A 19,375-nucleotide genomic window follows, 5' to 3' on the forward strand; every position below is an offset into this window, starting at 1 on the left:
TAAATAGAGGCGAATTATAGCAAATTTTATGCTGAGGAGAAAACAAATTATTTATTTGCGAAGAATTTGATAGAAATCACACCATGGTGTGATTTCTTATTATTAAATTTATTTTGAGTCTAAAAGGACATTCTCTTTAGGAAAGACGAAAATTGTATGTCTCATTACAGAAATAAGTTTGCTAGGCTTTCCGTCTTTATCCAAAGCATATGCATGAATAGTAATAGGAATAATAGTATCCTTGCGTTTGTCATCAACCAACATCTCTGTTGTTCTAAGTGTTACAATTTTTTTCTTTTTAACACCGGGTACCACTCTGAAAGGTTTTGACGGTTTTACTATTTGAATTTTCCCTTCCATTCCTTTTGGAGGAATAACTTCAAAGAAAAATTTCATTGGTTCATTCTCAGTATTTTGCAATAAAAAGACATAAGAGTTTTCAACTGCAAATTTATTATTTGCAAGATGTTTGACAGAATAAAGTCTTGTCTCTTTATTGATATTTAACAGCATATGCTCTTTTGTCGTACTCATATATCCAAGTGCAAACATAAGACCCACAAGTAAAACCATATATGCTATGATTTTTGGACGAAAATATTTTGTTTTTCCCTTTTTCTCAGCAATCTCATACTCACTTGACCATGTCACGAGTGATGGTTTTCCAAGTTTACCCATAACTGTTGTACAGGCATCAACACATTCCAGACAGTTTATACATTCAAGTTGCAGTCCCTCACGTATATCAATATGAGTAGGACAGACTGTTACACATTTTTCACATGTCGTACATTCGGCATTTGGTTCTGCTGCTTGCAACTCTTTTTGTTTTTCAAATTTTTTATGGTGATGCTCGTCATAGATATGTCCGCCTCTGTTAAAGTCATAAATCGCCATAACTGTATGTTCATCATAGAGTACTGACTGTACACGGGAATATGGACAGACATAAATACAAAAATTTTCTTTTAAAAATACAATGTCATAAATCAAAAATGCTGCAATCCCTACAACAAAACCAATCATCGTCAAATGCTCTCCAGGATTATTTAAATACTGAAAAAAGGTCTCCGGTGGAACGAAATACCACATAAAATCGGCTCCTGCAATCAATGCAAGCACAGTCCATATCATAACAGCTATCGCTTTTTTTACTTTGTTTTCAGGTTTTGACATATCCGGTTCTTGCTGCTTGTTTCCGATACGTTTTCGTAAATGCAATAATTTTGTTTCAATCAAGTCACGATAAATGACACGAAACACAGTTTGCGGACATACCCATCCACAAAAAACACGACCGCCTAAAACTGTCATACCAAATATAGTAATAAAAAGAAGCATCAATAAAAATGGCATCAAATACAATTCTTGCATATCAAACTGCACAAAAGCAAGGTCCAGTTTCATTTTGTCAAAACTCAATAAAAAGAAGTGGTGTCCATTGACTTTAATCCATGGCAACACCAAAGCTACTATTGTCGCCAACGCATAAACATAATAGCGTTTAATTCTCCAAGGGGTAGGTATCTCTATACTTTTTTTCTTTTCACTCATCTATTTCTCCTATTAAATTAATCTGGACATACTATTGTATTAATAACCTGAGCTTCGGCATCTTCTTGAGTATGCGTCAGCAACGAACCCGAAGCTATCTGTTTTAACTCTCTTGATTCAATGTAATCTTTTAGTGAACTTCTACTGACATTTAAAAGACGTGCCATTTCACTTACACTTTTTTTCTCTCTTATATACTCTATAATCTCATTTAAATAAATATCAAACTTAGAACTGGATCTGCTTCCTTTTGGTCTCCCTATCATTCTTTTAGCATCATTTTTCAATTTTTGCCGGAGTTGATCCATAAGCCCTAAAATCAACATTGCACTGCTCTCTTGTGAAATTATAACAGAGTGTTTTATAATATGCACTTTATATTTATTTTTCAACAAACAACTTACCATTTGAATTAAATCTTCCATATTTGTAGTTAAAACCCAAACATCATATATAAGCAGTATAGCTTCTTCTTTAGATTGAAAATAAGATGTTACATTTATGCGATCTTCCAAACGTTTATTTTGCGATATGTAATCTACAAATTCATCATCAACAACAAGATTATTAGTCGTTGTGTAAGAATTTATATATTTCAACTGTTCATGTGCAGATAAAAAATTTTTATCCGGACGGATATAGGCAATAGTCATTTAACGATTAAACCTCTCTAATAATTGATTTTCATCGTCATTATACACTTATTTGACGATAAAAGTCAATATTTTTTTTTATTATTTCGTCATTTTAGCATTTCTCGAACTTAAAAAGTGAAATTTAGACTGATAATACAGCAAATTTTATATCCAATAATGTTAAAATAATAAAATATTTAAATAAAAAGATTTTATATATGACAACAAAACAATACATCTTGGAAACTATCAAAAAACGCCCGCTTATCATCGATGGGGCAATGGGTACACAACTCCAGCAACGTGATGATCAAATTCCAAAAGAGGCATGGGAAGGGAATGAGGGATGCAATGAACTCTTAAATGTTACAGCTCCTGAAATTATGAATGATATCTTTCATGCCTATCTGACTGCCGGGGCTGATTTCATCACAACCAATACCTTTGGTTCTTTTTCCTGGGTTTTGGATGAATACAACATCGGCCACCGTGCGTATGAACTGACACGTGCCGGAGCCGAACTTGTCAAAAAACAGTGTGAAGCTTTTTCAACACCCGAACATCCCCGTTTTTGTCTTGGTTCTATCGGACCGGGAACAAAGCTCCCCTCACTCGGACATATCACCTATGATGAAATGTATGCAGGCTATACTGAATTTTGTATCGCGCTTATAGACGGCGGTGTGGATGTTTTTCTCATTGAAACTGCCCAGGACCCGCTGCAGATAAAGGCTGCTTTGCATGCCATTCAGGAAGCCTGCAGACAAAAAGAGGTCGAAATCCCCATCATGGTTTCTGTGACCATCGAACTCAGCGGAACAATGCTTATAGGAACAGATGCCGAAACCATTGCAACCATTATGGAACCCTTTGATATTCTCTCTCTTGGTTTCAACTGTGGAACAGGACCTGAGCAGGTACTCAAACATGTCAAAACACTCAGTGAACTCTGGGGCAAACCAATCAGTGTGCATGCCAATGCCGGTCTGCCGCAAAACCGCGGAGGCTATACTTATTATCCGATGGGACCTGATGAATTTGTAGCACAACAGGAGAAGTTTTTAGAGTATGACGGCGTAAGCTTTTTAGGTGGCTGCTGTGGAACGACACCGCAACATATTCGCGCACTTGTCAACAAAGTAACAAATGTAACGCCAAAAATACCTTCAGGTTCTCAGCAAAACTCCATAGCGTCACTCTTTAATACCGTACCGCTTATGCAGGAACCCGCACCGCTGCTTGTCGGAGAGCGTTCCAATGCAACCGGTTCAAAAGCTTTTCGCGAACTGCTTTTGGCAGAAGATTATGAAGGAACGCTTTCCGTTGCACAACAGCAGGTCCGTGCAGGCGCACATGTTCTTGATGTCAATGTCGGATTTGCGGGACGTGATGAAACAAAAGATATGACAGAAGTCATGGCAATGTATGCCCAAAAAATTGCCCTGCCGCTTATGCCCGATTCTACCCAGACAAAGGGGCTTGAAACTGCCCTCAAACATATCGGAGGCAAGCCGATTCTCAACTCTGTGAACCTGGAAGACGGTGAACCGAAATTTGATGCAGTTTGCCAGTTGGCAAAAAAATTCGGGGCGAGCCTTGTCTGTCTGACGATTGATGAAAAAGGAATGGCAAAGACTGTTGAAGACAAAATCAGAGTAGCAGAGCGCATTATCGACCTCGCAACAAACCGTCACGGCATCAAAAAAGAAGATCTGGTTTTTGATGTACTCACTTTTACTTTGGGTTCCGGAGATGAAGAGTATTTTGATGCAGGGATTAACACTATTGAAGCAATTCGCCAGCTTCGACAAAAACATCCCGAAGTCGGAGCCATCCTGGGGCTTTCAAATATCTCCTTTGGACTGGACAAAGATGCAAGACCCTATTTGAACTCTATGTTTTTGCATCATTGTGTTGAGGCGGGACTGACTTCTGTTATTATCAATGTAAAGCATATTATTCCCCTGAACAAGATTCCCAAAGAAGATCAGGAAATTTGTGATGATTTGATTTTTAACCGCAAACCAAACGGCGAAGCGCTCTTTACTTTTATAGAACATTTCTCCTCCAAAGAAGCAGTTGACAATGATGCGGTAGATGAAGCCTATCTCAAAATGAGCGATGAAGAGAAGATAGCCAAACTCCTGATGGACGGGGACAAAGACAGAATGATTCCTCTTGTGGAAGAGGCTCGTCACAAAATTGCTCCTGAAAAAATAGTCAATGAGATTCTCATAGATGCCATGAAAGTTGTCGGCGAACTTTTCGGTTCAGGGCAGATGCAGCTCCCTTTTGTGCTCCAATCGGCGGAGACAATGAAAAAAGCGGTTGATCACCTCAAACCCTATCTCCCAAAAATCGAAAAAGAGACAGATACGACACTTATTCTTGGAACCGTCAAAGGAGATGTTCATGATGTCGGCAAAAACCTTGTCGATATCATTCTCTCCAACAACGGCTACAAGGTCATCAATCTTGGTATAAAAGTAGAACTTGACAACTTTCTTGAAACATTGGAAAAATCAAATGCACAGGCTCTCGGTATGAGCGGTCTTTTGGTAAAATCAACACAGGTGATGCTTGAAAACTTAAATATTTTACAGGACAAAGGTATTAAAATTCCGATTCTTTTGGGTGGCGCAGCTCTTACACGTGCCTTTATAGATGATTTTTGCCGACCTGCGTATGACGGTCCTATTTTTTACTGCAAAGATGCTTTTGACGGTGTCACTGCCATGAGCCGTATAGAAGCCGGTAATTTTGATACCAATCTGCATCCTGATGCACCTGAAATAGAGCGTAAAGAAGTCAAAGAGGTTATTATCCCGCCGTTGTCTGAAATAAAAATGCCTTCACGGGATGTGCCCGTACCGACACCGCCGTTTTGGGGCAGACGCGAAATTAAACTTACCTCGCAGCAAATTGAAATGGCTTTTGAATGGATAAACCATAAAATACTTTTCAAATCCCGCTGGGGCTACTCCTCAAAAGGCATGACAAAAGAAGCCTACCAAAAACAGCTTGATGAAGTTGTCTGGCCCGCCTATGAAAAACTCAAAAAGCGTTTTATAGACGAAAAACTTTTTGAGCCGACCATACTCTACGGCTACTGGCCATGCAGAAGCGATGATACCTCCCTTTTGATTTTTGATGAAAGCGAGGGCTGGTTCAAAGAAGAAGATATCAACCGCGAACCGCTTGAACACATCATAGGACGTGCCGAAGAAGTTTTTACCTTTCCTCGTCAGAGAAAAAGGCCCCACCGTGCATTGAGTGACTTCTTTCACAATGACAGACATGATGTCATCGCACTTACCTGTGTGAGTGCCGGCAGTAAAATCAGTGATGCGGAGCGCGAAATATATGACAGAGGCGATTATACGGAGTATTACCAGTTTCACGGACTAGGGGTTGAACTTGCTGAAGCCCTTGCCGAAATTGCCCATAAACAAATACGCCTTGATCTCAACATTGCAAAAGATGAAGGAAACACTCTCGCCGATGTACGCATGAACAGATATCAGGGAAGCCGCTACTCTTTTGGCTATGCGGCCTGCCCTGACTTGGAGCTCAACCGTCCTTTGTTTAATCTTTTAAAACCGGAAGAGTTTGGAATTGAACTGAGTGAAACATTTCAAATACACCCCGAGCAGTCAACTTCGGCACTTGTTGTATACCATCCTGAGGCTACATATTACAATGTGTAGCCGACAGGTGTTTTTATAAATCAGGGACCTATTTCTTCTTTCTTCTGCTCTTTATCTGCAAATACTTTTGAAGCATTGTCCCAGTTAATATGTGCCCAAAAAGCATCCAGATATTTTGCTCTTTCATTTTTGTAATCAAGATAATAGGCATGTTCCCAGACATCACATGTAAACAGAGGCGTTTCATGATGTAAAAATCATCTCAACTATTCCACTGCTTAATAAACTACTGCAACCAAAAAACTAAAATTATTTTAAATAGACCTCTATCATTTTACTCTTTGCCATAAAATTTATTCCGTAACCCAGCAGCTCCCAAAAATAATACTTTAGCGGTCATATTTCGTTAAATGATTAAACTTAATCACCTGGTTTAACACCTTTATATAATCCTCTCCCATTTCAGAATACTTATCAAGACCCTGTGTTATTTTATAGGGATCATCATACTCTAAACGCAGTTGACGAAGCCTGTGATATGCCTTTCCTGTTGCAATCATCTCAAAATAGGCACGTATAGCGTCTTCCAGTGTATCAAATTTTCTTAGCCATATCGTCTGTGTACCACCTCTTTTTCTACCTGCGGCAATACGTTTTTCATTTAAATGGGAACTCCACATTCCAAAAACATTGTTTGCCTCTTTGAAAAATCTCGAAGTAGCCCATGAACTTTCCATAGCAGCCTGAGCCAATACAATGCTTACAGGATGCGGTTTCAAACGTGCCAACAAATCCTCATCACTTGTCGCCTTATATTTTTTTTTCAAGAACTCAATCTCTTCTCTGTTTTCTTTATTCGCGATATCTTTTGCAATTCTTTTATATCTTTGCATCAGTTCATTATGTACTTTACGAATAATAGGAACCAGCAACATCAAAAATCTCTTTTTTTTCTCTTTTACAGACAGCTGATGTGTAGCTGCTCTCTTCTTGCTCTTTTTAATAATGAGACGCTCATCACTCAAAACAAGCAGAGATGGGCTTATACACAACATAAAAACAAATTTTATCACTTCTCTTTTTTTCCGAAATATTCATAGTCCATATATTTTATCCGATTTTTAATTTCAAAATACCTGGCAAAAAATTTTATTATGGCATATACACTGGCAATTGCTATAATCAGCACTGTAATATTAGCCGATACCCCCATAATAACTGCCAACTGATAAAAGAAACAGCTTGCAAAGAAAAATGCAGTTATCTGCAAAAATAAAAAAAAGATCGGTAATATTTTTGATTTTTTTCTTCTGTCATGCATATTTCTTTTCTCCTCTTCATTTTAAGCACACTCCATACAATACCAATCCCAACCATTGTAACTGAATGAAAGTAAAAGATATATAAATATCTTTTACTAACCTACCTTCTTCTGTATGAAAGAGCCTCAAGCATATGTTCTTTTTTAATCAAACCCGATTGAGACAAATCTGCTATTGTCCGAGCAACTTTTTGAATTTTTTTTATACTTCGAAATGACAAAGCAAACCTTTCTATGGCAGTCTGAAGTATTGTATTGGATGTATTATCCATCTTGCAAAATCTCTCCATATCTTTATCTGACAGATGTGCATTAAATACTTTTTGTCCACGTTTTTGGCAAAATATATGTGCTTCAATAACCGTTTTGTGCATTTCTTTTGATGAAAAACTTGGACAATCATTGACATTTACATTTTGCATCACCACATTTAAATCTATTCTGTCTAAAAATGGTTCAGAGAGACGGTTTTTGTATTTTTGTATTTCCAGATCACTGCACCTGCACTCTTTGTGTGAATCTAATAAATTTCCGCACGGGCAAGGATTCATAGCACCTACAAACAAAAACTTAGCCGGATATTCTACCTTTGAATTGACTCTTGAAATTCTTATTTTTGCATCCTGCATTGGTTCTCTGAGTGATTCCAAAACAGCTTTTGAAAAATGCGGTAATTCATCAAAAAACAGTATACCGTTGTTTTATAATGTATTACTATTAATATGTAATATGATAATAAGTATGCACTTATTTACTAAATATTAAGTATTATTATTGGATATATGTTATGTAAATAGGATGTAATTTGTATAAAGAAACGAAAGCTGGAATTTTTCAAATAGCAATTAATATTGATGGTGAATGGTGGATTGATGATTCAATTATTCAATGGATGAATGATCTTAAAAATAATGGTAGCAAATACAACTCAAGACGTACATATGCAAATGCCTTAAATGTTTTTTTACACTTTTATATTTATAAACCTCAAATAAAATTAGAATCACTATATGACTATATGTTACGATTTAGGGATGAATTAAGAAATGGTTTATTGATTAAAACAAAACGTATCATAAAAACAAAAAGAGTTCATATGGAAGTGGACTACACAGTGTTAAGTAGGCAACCACTGGGAGTAAAGACAGTAAATACTTATATGACAGCTGTACAATGGTATTTAACTTTTTTAAAAGAAAAGAAAAATGGTGAAAATATACAATCTCTATTTAGTGAAGATGTTGATTGGAATTTATTAAAGCAAAAATCAATACATGGAAAGGGTGGTGGATATGGTTTAATGATGAATCCCCTCTTAGCTCAATTACTTGGTCCACGAAAAAAATTAATTAAAAATTTATCTATTAAAAGGGGGTCTGATGATTTGGAATCTTATTTCCCTCCTGAATTATTTTTAAATCTTTTATCCATTAGTAACCCAAGAGAACAAGCAATATACTTACTTTGTGGATGTGCTGGTACTAGAATAGGTCAGGCATTAAGTTTAACGAGAGATGACTATAGTTATGAAACACGAGAAGTCTACATAGTAGATCCTTACTCTGATGAAAAAGGGGCCGCAGGCAGAAAAGGACGTTTTTCAATAATGAAAAATTATAATATAGATTTAGAAAAAAATCCATATAAATATGTATCTTGTAAATATCCAATTCCTTTACAATATGCACCACTACTTTGGATTTCACCTACATATAAAGATAATTTTTTTAAAGTTTTAGCAAAAGTCAATAAAGGTAATCCAATTGTAAATGGGCATCCTTTTGTTTTTCACACATCATCAGGAAAAATCTTAACACCATCTGAATGTTATAGAACTTTTAAAAGTAAAATTAATATTTTACTTGATATGGTTCATACTGAATGGAAAGAAAAAAATATGAATTTGTCATTTGAAGAAAAAAAAGTTCTAAATAAGAATTATCAATATCTTGTAAATCAATTACAAAAGGTAAAAGGTTTGCACTCTTTAAGACATATGTATGGAGTAATGTGGGCGGACTATACAACAAATGAAATGTATCATATATCTATGGAACAAGCACAAGCTTTGTGTCAGTTTGGTTTAGGGCACAAGTCACGAGAAAGTGTCTTTAATTATTTTACTCTGCGTCAAAAGACAAGAAATTCTATGGTAGAAAACCTATTACGCTCAACTTCAGAACAAGAAAAAATGGCTGATTACTTAAAATCATATACTAGTTATACAGAATTTTATTTCAAAAGGAAAATATAATGCAAACAATAGGAACAAAAATATTTCAGGAAACACGAATTAATTTAAACAGAGAGTTAATTCCTGAAGCATGTGAGAATTTGCTGCAAAAAAATATAAAAATAACTGCTAAATCTATCGAAGAGGAACTAGAAAAAATTTATGCTGAAAAGAAAATAGATCTAAAATATATTGTAAAACAACAATCAATAGGACGTCAAAAATATTATAAGAGTATATGGAAAAAATTTCAAAAAAAACAAAATTTAGATTTAACAAAAAAAATATCGAGTACATCATATGTGGATGAATTTGAACTTCGAGATAAAATGGATATGTTGCAGCAAGACTATATTGAACTACTTGATGAATCAATTTGGTTAAAGAAAGAAAATAATGATTTAAAACAAAAAGTTCAAGAATTATCTCGTGATTACAATACATCAAATGTAAAAATAGAGGGAATAAAGAGTTCAAATAGTAACTGTAAAGATATACTACATTTTATAAATGGGTTACTACAAGATGGACCAGTATCAATAGTACATATACAAAAAGATAGCAGAAATGAAATAATTATTAAAAGTCATTTAAATAAAATCACATCAAAACTAGAATTACCTATAGAATATTGGTTGAAAATAAATGAATAAGCTTCAAACATTTGCTGAATTTTGTATATCCAAAAAGAAACAATTTTCTTATGGCGAAAATGGAGATCTAGAAATTAAAGAAGTATGGCAAGAATGCTTTGGTAAAGAGCTTGATATACATTTAGCACACGACTATGCTTTGTGGCTTCAGTTAGAAAAATATGATATGTTATTTAATAATAACTCTGGAGAAATTCAAGAAAAAGTACCACGGTTTATATTTCATTGTTTAGAAAATCATATTGTCTTCAGTGATCCAAGAGATCCAAATATTAATAATGAATGGTATAAATATTTTGATGACTACAATAATTTAAAAAAGTTTGAAAAATCAGCTATTGCAAGTTGTCTTGATTATGAACATTCTAATATTTTTTTCGATAAAGCAAAACGAAAAATATTGAAAAAAATCCTGAAATTTGCGAAATGGTGTGAATCGAATAATAAAAGGTTTGTTAGACCTAGACTTAGATTGAATTATGCTGAAATCCAAATAGGTGTGTTCTGGTTAGAGTTTTATAATGAAAAGCTTTCAGATCAGGAAAAAGAACATTATGTTGATTTATTATTATATTATTTAAATTATGAAAAATTATTTTTTTTACCTGGCAGAATAAATGAAGTATTTATTACTATTTTAGACAAACTACAAATAAGTCCATCTAAAATTACTGAAAAAGAATTGGATACTTTTTGGTACAACTTTTTTGGCATGAGATTAAGAGACGAGAAATTTAGACAAAAGTTTAAACGTTTAACTCATAAATATAATTTTATAGTTAGCTTTATTCAAAAGTTACCATCCATTAATACTCAAAACTTAACAATATATATTCTTGAATCAGCAAAAGATAAAATGCATGATTATTGGAAAGATTACCTACAATTTCTTATGCATAATCCCGAACATATGCCAAAACTACGCAAACGAACAACAAGGCTACATGATATAGACTCTTATCAATCAATGTTGCATGAAATAGATTATCTTGATGAAAGTTCAAAAAAAGAGCGAGAAAGGAAACAAGCATATCTTTTGTTTTTTTTATATCTTGTAAAGAATAAAGTCGCTCTCTTACCTTGTGATTTTATTTTTAATGCAGATACTTTTATAGCAAGTGTTCTTAGTAAGGAAAGGCTTGAAAGTTTTATTTATAATGATTACAAACTTATTAGTGCATCCAATCAGCACCTTATAGATGATGAAATGAAAACCAATTCAAAAGCAAAATTTATATTTTTTTTACGTTTCCTATATATGGTTAATGATGATATAGAAACCATTAAAGAAATTATCGATGACAATATTACTGAAATTAGAAATATATATGCATCCAAAAAATCTGCAAAAATGTTTTCAGTTAATGAGAATCCCATTAGGCGCTGTTTATTTTGGATGGGAGCAATCAATATCTCACAAACAAGAGCCGAATCAGAAAAAATAATACTATCGCCAATTGAACTATTATCTGAAAATATCATTAGTCCAAAGATGGAATATATCAAAAAAGCATTTATACGATATTTTTCTAATCAAAAAAATAATCAAGAACAAAGAAAATACTCTAGATTTATTTTGGCTTTGCTAAATCATATAAATGACAATTTTGAAGTTATAACAATTGATAGTTTAAAAGATTTTTTTGAAACAACTACTGTATCAAGTGGTGATAAAATCATTATTACATCAAAATTTATGCAATATCTTAATGAGAACGATGTTGCCATGTCAAGTCAACAATCTATTCAAATGATTTGTTTTCAGGCACTTGAATCAGATGAACACCTTAGAGGTTCTTTTCCAAAAAGTTTTTTACACACATTATATAAAGAGCCAAAAAATAGAAAAATAGCTAGATTGGCTTTTGACAAAAACTTGCTAGAAAAAATGAAAAAGATTTGTGTCTTTGACCCACCAAAAGATAATTACTATAAAAAAACACACTTTGATAAATCCCAATATATGTGGAAACATTTTGACAAAGTTGAGCCCCAACTTCCCATAATGTTGCTACTAAATTTATGTCTACCGTGGCGTTCTGAGCATATCAAATCATTGGACAGGGATCAATTTATTGTTACTGATCAGTACGATAATATTATCGGTTTTCAACTAACAACAGATAAAAATCAGAATAATAATATATTTATAGAACGTGAATTCTTCGAGTTCTCCTTTAAACTATATGATAACCAAAATAATTCGGTTGATGTTATGCGATTACTAAAAGAGACCATAGAATACTCCAAAGTTTGTTTTCCTGCATTACCTGCTGAATTTAGAAAAGAAAATCAACAATGGGGAAAGATTAAACCTATATTATGCTCAAACAGAGCAAAAGGTTTTATTTCTCATTCTACTTATAGTGGATACTACTATAAAGTTCTTTTAAAGGCACTATATTTAAGTGACTATGATTTACAACAAATTCAACGGTTTGTGCAACTCTCTCCAGAAGGAAAACGAAAATTTAAACAATTTCCATCATCATATCAAGAAATAGAAAAACTTAGTGCAGCACAAATAAATACTCGATTTAATTCTGAATATTTTAGCCCTCATTCGTTAAGAAAAAGCAATATAACTCATTTAGTCCAAGACAGAAAAAGTCTTGAGTTTATTTTAAAGTTGTCGGGGCATACCGCTTTTTCTACTGTACTTCAAGTATATATTGATTACGACTTATTGGCCAGATTGAATATTAAGGATGACATACAATCTGCTATTGAAAATAATTTTAGGATAACAAATACACGTACTTTTGCAAAGGAAATTATTGATATTTATCAAAAGTATCATACTCTTAGTTCTACTGATATTCAAAAAAAACTAGAACAAGAGAATTTATTTTTCAGTATTATTTTATTGGATAAAGAACAAAAGATAATTAAGAAAAATGATATAAATAAACTTGCAATTGTCATACCGCAATTTTGGGAACATCTATCTACTGGTATCTGCACTAATGCATTAAATTGCCCTTCATATGTTCACAATAGATGTTCAATATGTCCATTTTTTCTAACAGGCCCCAAATTCTTTTCCGCAATAAACTCTAAAATAATGCAGATTACAACTAAGCTTGTTGAATATTTTAAAATAATCGACAAACAAAATATGGAAGAATATTTAAATGATCATGAAGCTATTATTTATGAAGAAGAAGCGGAACTTGATTTAGCCGAATTACAAGGCTATTTAGCAATAACAAAAAAATTAAATACTGAAATATATAATACAATTTGTCATAGTTTATCAAAAGAAGAACAATCAAAATTACCAGCTATATCTGATTTTGACATTATCCAAGCTAGTCATGTACCCTATCTAGAGGCACAACTTGAAATCTATAAAATTGCAAAGCAAAACTCAGAAGCTAACATGCAAACTGAACATGCAGTATCTGAACTTTATAAAAAAATCATGGAACTAATCATTATGGGGCAACTACCAAGAGAACTTTTTTTAGACAATTTTAATTCCCATGAAGACACAATCGATTTATTTATAGAAATTTTAGATTCAAATAAGCTCAATGGGAATAAAAGTCTTATAGAATATTTCCAGTATTTAGTTTGTTAATATTCAGTGCTTTAGTTATTTAAAATCATATAATATAGAAAAAATGTAAAAAAAAACAAGTATTATTAAACTTTAATAATGAGATAAAGTTGTATAATAAAATAGATAGGGATATACAACAAATTCATAATAATTTTTTAGGAAATAAATAATGGCAATCAAAAAAACAGAATTATATAGCTCTCTATGGGCAAGTGCAGATGAGCTTCGTGGTGGTATGGATGCAAGTGAATATAAGAATTATGTTTTAACACTTTTATTTATGAAGTATGTCACTGATAAGTATGAAAATGACCCAGATGGTATGATAGTTATACCAGAGGGAGCATCATTTACTGATATGGTAGCTCTTGCAGGTAATAAAGAGATTGGTGATAAGATAAATAAGATTATTGCTGCTCTTGCAGAAGCTAATGGTCTTAAAAATATCATCGATAATGCAGACTTCAACGATAGTACAAAGCTTGGTTCAGATAAAGAGATGGTAGATAGACTCTCAAAACTTGTTCGTATTTTTGACAGCCTAGACCTTGGTGCTAACTCAGCAGAAGGTGATGACCTACTTGGAGATGCTTATGAGTATCTTATGCGTCACTTCGCTACAGAGTCAGGTAAAAGCAAGGGACAGTTTTATACACCATCAGAGGTTTCTGCTATTATGCCTCAAGTTATTGGTATCGGTGAGAACAGTACTCAAGATATGAGTGTTTATGATCCTACTTGTGGCTCAGGTTCACTTCTTTTAAAGGCTGCCTCTTTTGCACCTAATGGTTTAAGTATCTATGGGCAAGAGAAAGAAGTAGCTACAACTGCGCTATGTCGTATGAATATGATACTGCACTCAAATGAAACAGCAGAGATAGCACCTGGGGGACAGAGTACATTAGCAAAGCCATTTTTTACAACTGACAATGAAACAAAACTAAAAACCTTTGATTATGTAGTGGCAAATCCACCATTTTCTCTTAAAGCTTGGACTTCTGGGATGACATTTCCTGATGAATTTGGACGATTTGATGGTTTTGTGGAACCACCTGAAAAAAATGGTGACTATGCTTTTTTACTTCACATGATTAAATCATTAAAGAGTACAGGTAAGGCAGCGGTTATCTTACCTCATGGTGTACTTTTTCGTGGAAATACTGAGGGGAGTATTCGTGAGAAGCTAATTAAGAAAGGTTACATCAAAGGGATTATAGGTTTACCTGCTAACCTCTTTTATGGTACTGGGATTCCTGCTGCTATTATAGTGCTAGATAAAGAACATGCACAAGCTCGCAGAGGTATCTATATGATAGATGCTTCCAAAGGCTTTAAAAAAGATGGCAATAAAAATCGTCTGAGAGAACAAGATGTTCATAAGATAGTAGATACCTTTAATAAACAGTTAGAGATGCCAAAATATGCCCGTATGGTAACACTTAAAGAGATAGAGGAAAATGAGTATAATCTTAATATCCCTCGCTATATTGATAGCTCAGATAGTGAAGATATACATGACCTTTTTGCTCATCTTAATGGTGGAATCCCCAAAGCTGATGTTGATGATTTAGATGAGTATTGGGATATTTTTGCCAATCTAAAAAATGAACTCTTTACTCCAAGTACTAAAGAGGGTTACTATAATACAAACATTGTTCCTAGTGCTGTTAAGCAAACTATAATGGATTCAGATGAGTACAAAGCCTTTAAAAAGAGTGTTATAGATACTCATCTTTCATGGCGATCACTCCATGAAGATATGCTTTTTAATCTTGATAAGGGTTGTCATCCCAAAGCCATCATCAAAGAGTTATCTGAATCGCTACTTGAGAAGTTTAAAGATGTGAAACTTTTAGATAAGTATGACCTATATCAGCTTGTGATGGATTATTATGCTGAAGTGATGCAAGATGACTTTTACCTTATCTCTCAAGATGGTTGGAAAGTTGGTAATGTGGTTCGCCAGCTTATTCCTAGTAAGGACTCAAAAGGGAAAAATGTTTATAAAGAGGTGCATGATTTTGAGTTTAAGAAAGTTCGATACAAAGCTGACCTTATCCCACCAAAGTTAATCATAGATACTTACTTTCAAGCAGAGCAAAAAGCCATAGATGAACTTCAAGTAAAACTAGATAGTGCAAGTTCAGAGTTGGAGAGTTTTATAGAAGATAATAGTGGTGAAGATGGCTTACTTGAAGATGCTAAAACAGATAAAGGAAGCATTACTAAAACAAGCGTAGCTAAACGCTTAAAAGAGACAAGTGATGAAGATGAGATAGAAGCGCTTAAAACTGTTAAAAAGCTCATAGAAGATGAGGCAAAAGCTAAAAAAGCTCTTAAGAATGCTACTGATGCACTAAGTCTTGAAGTGTTTAAAAAGTATCCTAAACTTAGTGTTGATGAGATTAAAGAGTTAGTACTTTATAAGAAATGGTATCAGGTATGGCTAACTGACTTACAAGATGAGATAGAGAGAGTAACATCAAGCTTGGCAAATCGTATCAAGACTTTGGAAGAGCGATATAGTAAACCTCTTGGTGAGCTAGATGGCGAAGTTAAAGAGCTTGAAAGTAGAGTAGAGACACATCTTAAGGCTATGAGATTGTCATGGTAGCAGATGGATATAAACAAACTGAGATGGGGGTTATTCCTGAAGACTGGAAAATAAAGAAATTAGGTGAATCATTTGAATTTAAAAATGGTTTGAACAAAGCAAAAGAGTTTTTTGGTCATGGTACACCAATAGTCAATTACATGGATGTTTTTAATAACAATGGACTACATGCAAACGATATAATTGGTAAAGTTGAAGTAAATAAGGATGAGCTAAAAAATTATAATGTAAAAAAAGGAGATGTGTTTTTTACTAGAACATCAGAAACAGTTGATGAAATAGGAATTACAACTGTTGTTATTGAAGATGTTAAAGATACCGTATTTAGTGGATTTATATTAAGAGCAAGAGCTATTGATGATATATATGCTTTACATTATAAAAAATATTGTTTTTCATCTCAATTAATTAGAAATCAAATTATAGCAACTAGCTCATATACGACAAGAGCTTTAACAAATGGAACATCTCTATCTAAGGTACTTATTCCAATTCCACCAAAACAAGAACAAAAAGCCATAGCTACAGCACTTTCAGATGTAGATGAACTTATCGCTTCATTAGAGGCTCTTGTAGCCAAAAAAAAGGACATCAAAACCGCCACTATGCAACAACTCCTTACAGGAAAAAAACGACTTCATGGATTTAGTGGGGAGTGGGAAGAGAAGAAGCTTGGGGAAATGTCTGAAATGTCTAGTGGTGGTACACCATCGTCAAAGGTACAAGAATATTACAATGGCAAAATTAGATGGGTTTCAATAAGTGACATGACAAAAGCTGGGAAGTATTTATATGATACAGAAAAAAAGATTACACCAAAAGGACTGGAAAATAGTTCTGCAAAGGTATTTCCAAAAAACACATTACTGCTAGCTATGTATGCTTCAATTGGCAAATGTTGTATAGCAATTAATGAGGTTGCTACAAGTCAAGCAATCTTAGGGATCACTACAAAGACAAAAATTTTAAAAGAATATTTATACTATTACTTTCTCTTTAATAGAACAATGTTGATAAATCAAGGGCAACAAGGCACGCAAGCAAATTTAAATAAAGAAATGGTGCAAAATATCACAATATTATTGCCTTCTTTAGAAGAACAAGTTGAAATAGTTAAAGTGTTATCAGACATGGATCAAGAATTAGAAACGCTAAAAACTCGATTAGAAAAAACAAAAGCTATCAAAGTTGGCATGATGCAAGAGCTTCTTACTGGTAGAACAAGATTAATAAAAGAAGGAGGATTAGATGCATAACGCATTAAAAGCGATATATAATCATAGGGATAAATTTATCATTTTAGGTGTAACAGGTAAGATCGGTGTAGGATGTACAACAACTGCAGATTTTTTAACGCAAGATATTGATAAACATAATCTTCCTAAGATATGTTTGACACCAGAGTCAGATGACAGTCATAGAAAAAAATACATCATTGATAAGTTTTATCATGCGAATTGGAAGCCTTTTATTAAGATTACTGCATCGGATGTTATTGCTACATTTGTGTTTGAAAAATCTTTTAATGACTTTAATCGGTTTTTGCTCAATAAAGATCTTGCAGAATTATCAGATGAATCAAAGGCTAGGTATAAGAAGTATAAAAAATTAGCAAAAGAGAACCTCAAAAAACTGAAAAATCGAAATTATGATGATGAGACTTATGACTTTGTAGTCAATAAAGTGCCGAAAATTTCAAAGTGGTTAAAAAAGAAACTTACTAAAGAACATTATAGAGACTATACAAAAGTTTTCCAATCAATTGGTGACAATATAAGGAAAACAGGAACATATGATGGTTCAGGAGATCATAACGCATTTAATATCTATGCAATATCTGAGCGTATCAATAGTTTTATTAAAGCCCTTAGAAAATATCATGGCAAGGAAAAAGAAACATTTGTGGTGATCGATGCTTTTCGAAATCCATTTGAAGTCATGTTTTTCAAAGAGCGTTATTCAGCTTTTTATCTTTTGTCCATCAATGCAGAGCAAGATTATATTCATGATCGATTGTTCAAAAACTTTGAAATGACTGAAGAAGAGATAAGAACTCAAAATGAGAAAGAAAATCCTGGGGATAGTTTGGAAGATTACGATAAATTTATCTCACAAAATATTCAAGAGTGTATTCAAAAGAGTGATATCCATATCTCCAATAACGGTAAAGTATCTAACTCACCAAATTATCATGAACTTTATGGACAGATCATTAAGTATATTTCACTTATTCAACATCCGGGTTTGGTTACGCCATCGCACGATGAAAAGATGATGCAAATCGCCTATACAGCCAAATTAAACTCTGGCTGTATTTCTCGGCAAGTTGGAGCAGTGGTTACAAACCATCAGGGGTCAGTCAAGTCTATTGGTTGGAATAATGTCGCAGATGGACAAACAGCATGTTTGTTAAGAAATACAGATGAAATATTAAAAGGATCTACTTCATTAGCATATACTCCTTATGAGAAATCTATGGAGTTTAAAGGAGCACTAATAAAATTTTCTCCTTTGCTTCCCGAAGCCAAATTAAAAGGGAGAAATCAATCATTCTGTTTTAAGACGGTGTATAATAAATTTAAAGGTGATAAGAACCAGGTACATACACGCTCACTACATGCAGAGGAGAATGCTTTTTTACAGGTAGCAAAATATGGTGGGGAAGGGATACAAGGAGGTACTTTATACAGTACTGCCTCGCCTTGTGAATTATGTTCTAAAAAAGCTTATCAGCTTGGGATAGAAAGGGTAGTTTATATTGATCCGTATCCAGGTATTGCACAAAAACAAATATTGTTAGCCGGAAAAATACCTCCGAAATTAGCATTGTTTAAAGGGGCTATCGGGTCAGCATATCATAGAATATATGATCCTATTTTGGCATATAAAGACGAACTTGGTGCCTTGCAAGAAAAAAATATTTATAAAAATTTATGTGGAAAAATAGTTAAAATCAAACGTAAAACTTTAAAAATGAAAATCAATACTACTGATGAAAATGACATTCAAATGATAATCGATTTTGAAATACATGATTTATCGAAATTTAGAGAAAATTATTTGACTAAGAATTGTGTTATTAAAGTCTTAGAAAAAGAAAAAAAATTATTTATAAGTACGGAAAATAATATAAATATCATGGATAGGTAGAAA

Annotated in this window: 13 protein-coding genes; 7 read left to right on the forward strand and 6 right to left on the reverse strand. The window is 33.5% G+C overall.

All coding sequences use genetic code 11. From position 1 onward, the window contains the following. Nucleotides 1-108 precede the first annotated feature (108 nt). Together ccoG and MLC35_RS11300 are read right to left on the reverse strand one after the other, a co-directional pair. Nucleotides 109-1,554 (reverse strand): cytochrome c oxidase accessory protein CcoG, encoded by a 1,446-nt coding sequence (ccoG, locus tag MLC35_RS11295; protein ID WP_434637052.1) that lies wholly within the window; start codon nucleotides 1,552-1,554, stop codon nucleotides 109-111. Between the two features lie 17 nt (nucleotides 1,555-1,571). Continuing rightward, nucleotides 1,572-2,207, reverse strand: a complete 636-nt coding sequence (locus MLC35_RS11300) for a recombinase family protein (protein ID WP_151899291.1) — start codon at nucleotides 2,205-2,207, stop codon at nucleotides 1,572-1,574. A 200-nt stretch (nucleotides 2,208-2,407) separates the two neighbouring features. On the opposite strand from MLC35_RS11300, the gene metH reads away from it, so the two are divergent. Further along, nucleotides 2,408-5,896 (forward strand): methionine synthase, encoded by a 3,489-nt coding sequence (gene metH / locus MLC35_RS11305; RefSeq protein WP_434637054.1) that lies wholly within the window; start codon nucleotides 2,408-2,410, stop codon nucleotides 5,894-5,896. A gap of 20 nt (nucleotides 5,897-5,916) precedes the next feature. On the opposite strand, the gene MLC35_RS11310 is transcribed toward metH, so the two are convergent. The 4 genes from MLC35_RS11310 to MLC35_RS11325 form a co-directional block, all read right to left on the reverse strand. After that, nucleotides 5,917-6,072: a Fe-Mn family superoxide dismutase gene (locus MLC35_RS11310; protein ID WP_434581635.1), complete on the reverse strand. Its 156-nt coding sequence runs from the start codon at nucleotides 6,070-6,072 to the stop codon at nucleotides 5,917-5,919. A gap of 153 nt (nucleotides 6,073-6,225) precedes the next feature. Further along, nucleotides 6,226-6,909, reverse strand: a complete 684-nt coding sequence (locus tag MLC35_RS11315) for a glucosaminidase domain-containing protein (RefSeq protein WP_434637056.1) — start codon at nucleotides 6,907-6,909, stop codon at nucleotides 6,226-6,228. Continuing rightward, nucleotides 6,906-7,157, reverse strand: a complete 252-nt coding sequence (locus MLC35_RS11320) for a hypothetical protein (protein ID WP_151899288.1) — start codon at nucleotides 7,155-7,157, stop codon at nucleotides 6,906-6,908. Before MLC35_RS11320 ends, MLC35_RS11315 begins: the two co-directional genes overlap by 4 nt. A gap of 101 nt (nucleotides 7,158-7,258) precedes the next feature. Beyond that, nucleotides 7,259-7,849 (reverse strand): ATP-binding protein, encoded by a 591-nt coding sequence (locus MLC35_RS11325; RefSeq protein ID WP_434638321.1) that lies wholly within the window; start codon nucleotides 7,847-7,849, stop codon nucleotides 7,259-7,261. 113 nt (nucleotides 7,850-7,962) lie between these two features. Between MLC35_RS11325 and MLC35_RS11330 the strand changes: the two genes are divergently transcribed. The 6 genes from MLC35_RS11330 to MLC35_RS11355 all read left to right on the forward strand — a co-directional run bounded on the left by MLC35_RS11330 (nucleotide 7,963) and on the right by MLC35_RS11355 (nucleotide 19,372). Further along, nucleotides 7,963-9,411, forward strand: a complete 1,449-nt coding sequence (locus MLC35_RS11330) for a hypothetical protein (protein ID WP_434637058.1) — start codon at nucleotides 7,963-7,965, stop codon at nucleotides 9,409-9,411. After that, a complete protein-coding gene (locus MLC35_RS11335; RefSeq protein ID WP_434637060.1) occupies nucleotides 9,411-10,043 on the forward strand; it encodes a hypothetical protein in 633 nt (210 codons plus the stop codon). Before MLC35_RS11330 ends, MLC35_RS11335 begins: the two co-directional genes overlap by 1 nt. Continuing rightward, nucleotides 10,036-13,626, forward strand: a complete 3,591-nt coding sequence (locus MLC35_RS11340; RefSeq protein ID WP_434637062.1) for a hypothetical protein — start codon at nucleotides 10,036-10,038, stop codon at nucleotides 13,624-13,626. The genes MLC35_RS11335 and MLC35_RS11340 overlap by 8 nt, the downstream gene beginning before the upstream one ends. Before the next feature lie 151 nt (nucleotides 13,627-13,777). Then, on the forward strand, nucleotides 13,778-16,222 hold the full coding sequence (locus tag MLC35_RS11345; RefSeq protein ID WP_434637064.1) for a type I restriction-modification system subunit M: 2,445 nt from the start codon (nucleotides 13,778-13,780) through the stop codon (nucleotides 16,220-16,222). Then, nucleotides 16,216-17,478, forward strand: coding sequence for a restriction endonuclease subunit S (locus MLC35_RS11350; protein WP_434637066.1), 1,263 nt, complete (start codon nucleotides 16,216-16,218; stop codon nucleotides 17,476-17,478). Before MLC35_RS11345 ends, MLC35_RS11350 begins: the two co-directional genes overlap by 7 nt. Next, nucleotides 17,471-19,372, forward strand: a complete 1,902-nt coding sequence (locus tag MLC35_RS11355; RefSeq protein WP_434637068.1) for a deoxycytidylate deaminase — start codon at nucleotides 17,471-17,473, stop codon at nucleotides 19,370-19,372. The genes MLC35_RS11350 and MLC35_RS11355 overlap by 8 nt, the downstream gene beginning before the upstream one ends. Nucleotides 19,373-19,375 lie beyond the last annotated feature (3 nt).

Source organism: Sulfurimonas sp. NW7 (assembly GCF_051132265.1).
Lineage (GTDB): Bacteria > Campylobacterota > Campylobacteria > Campylobacterales > Sulfurimonadaceae > Sulfurimonas > Sulfurimonas hydrogeniphila.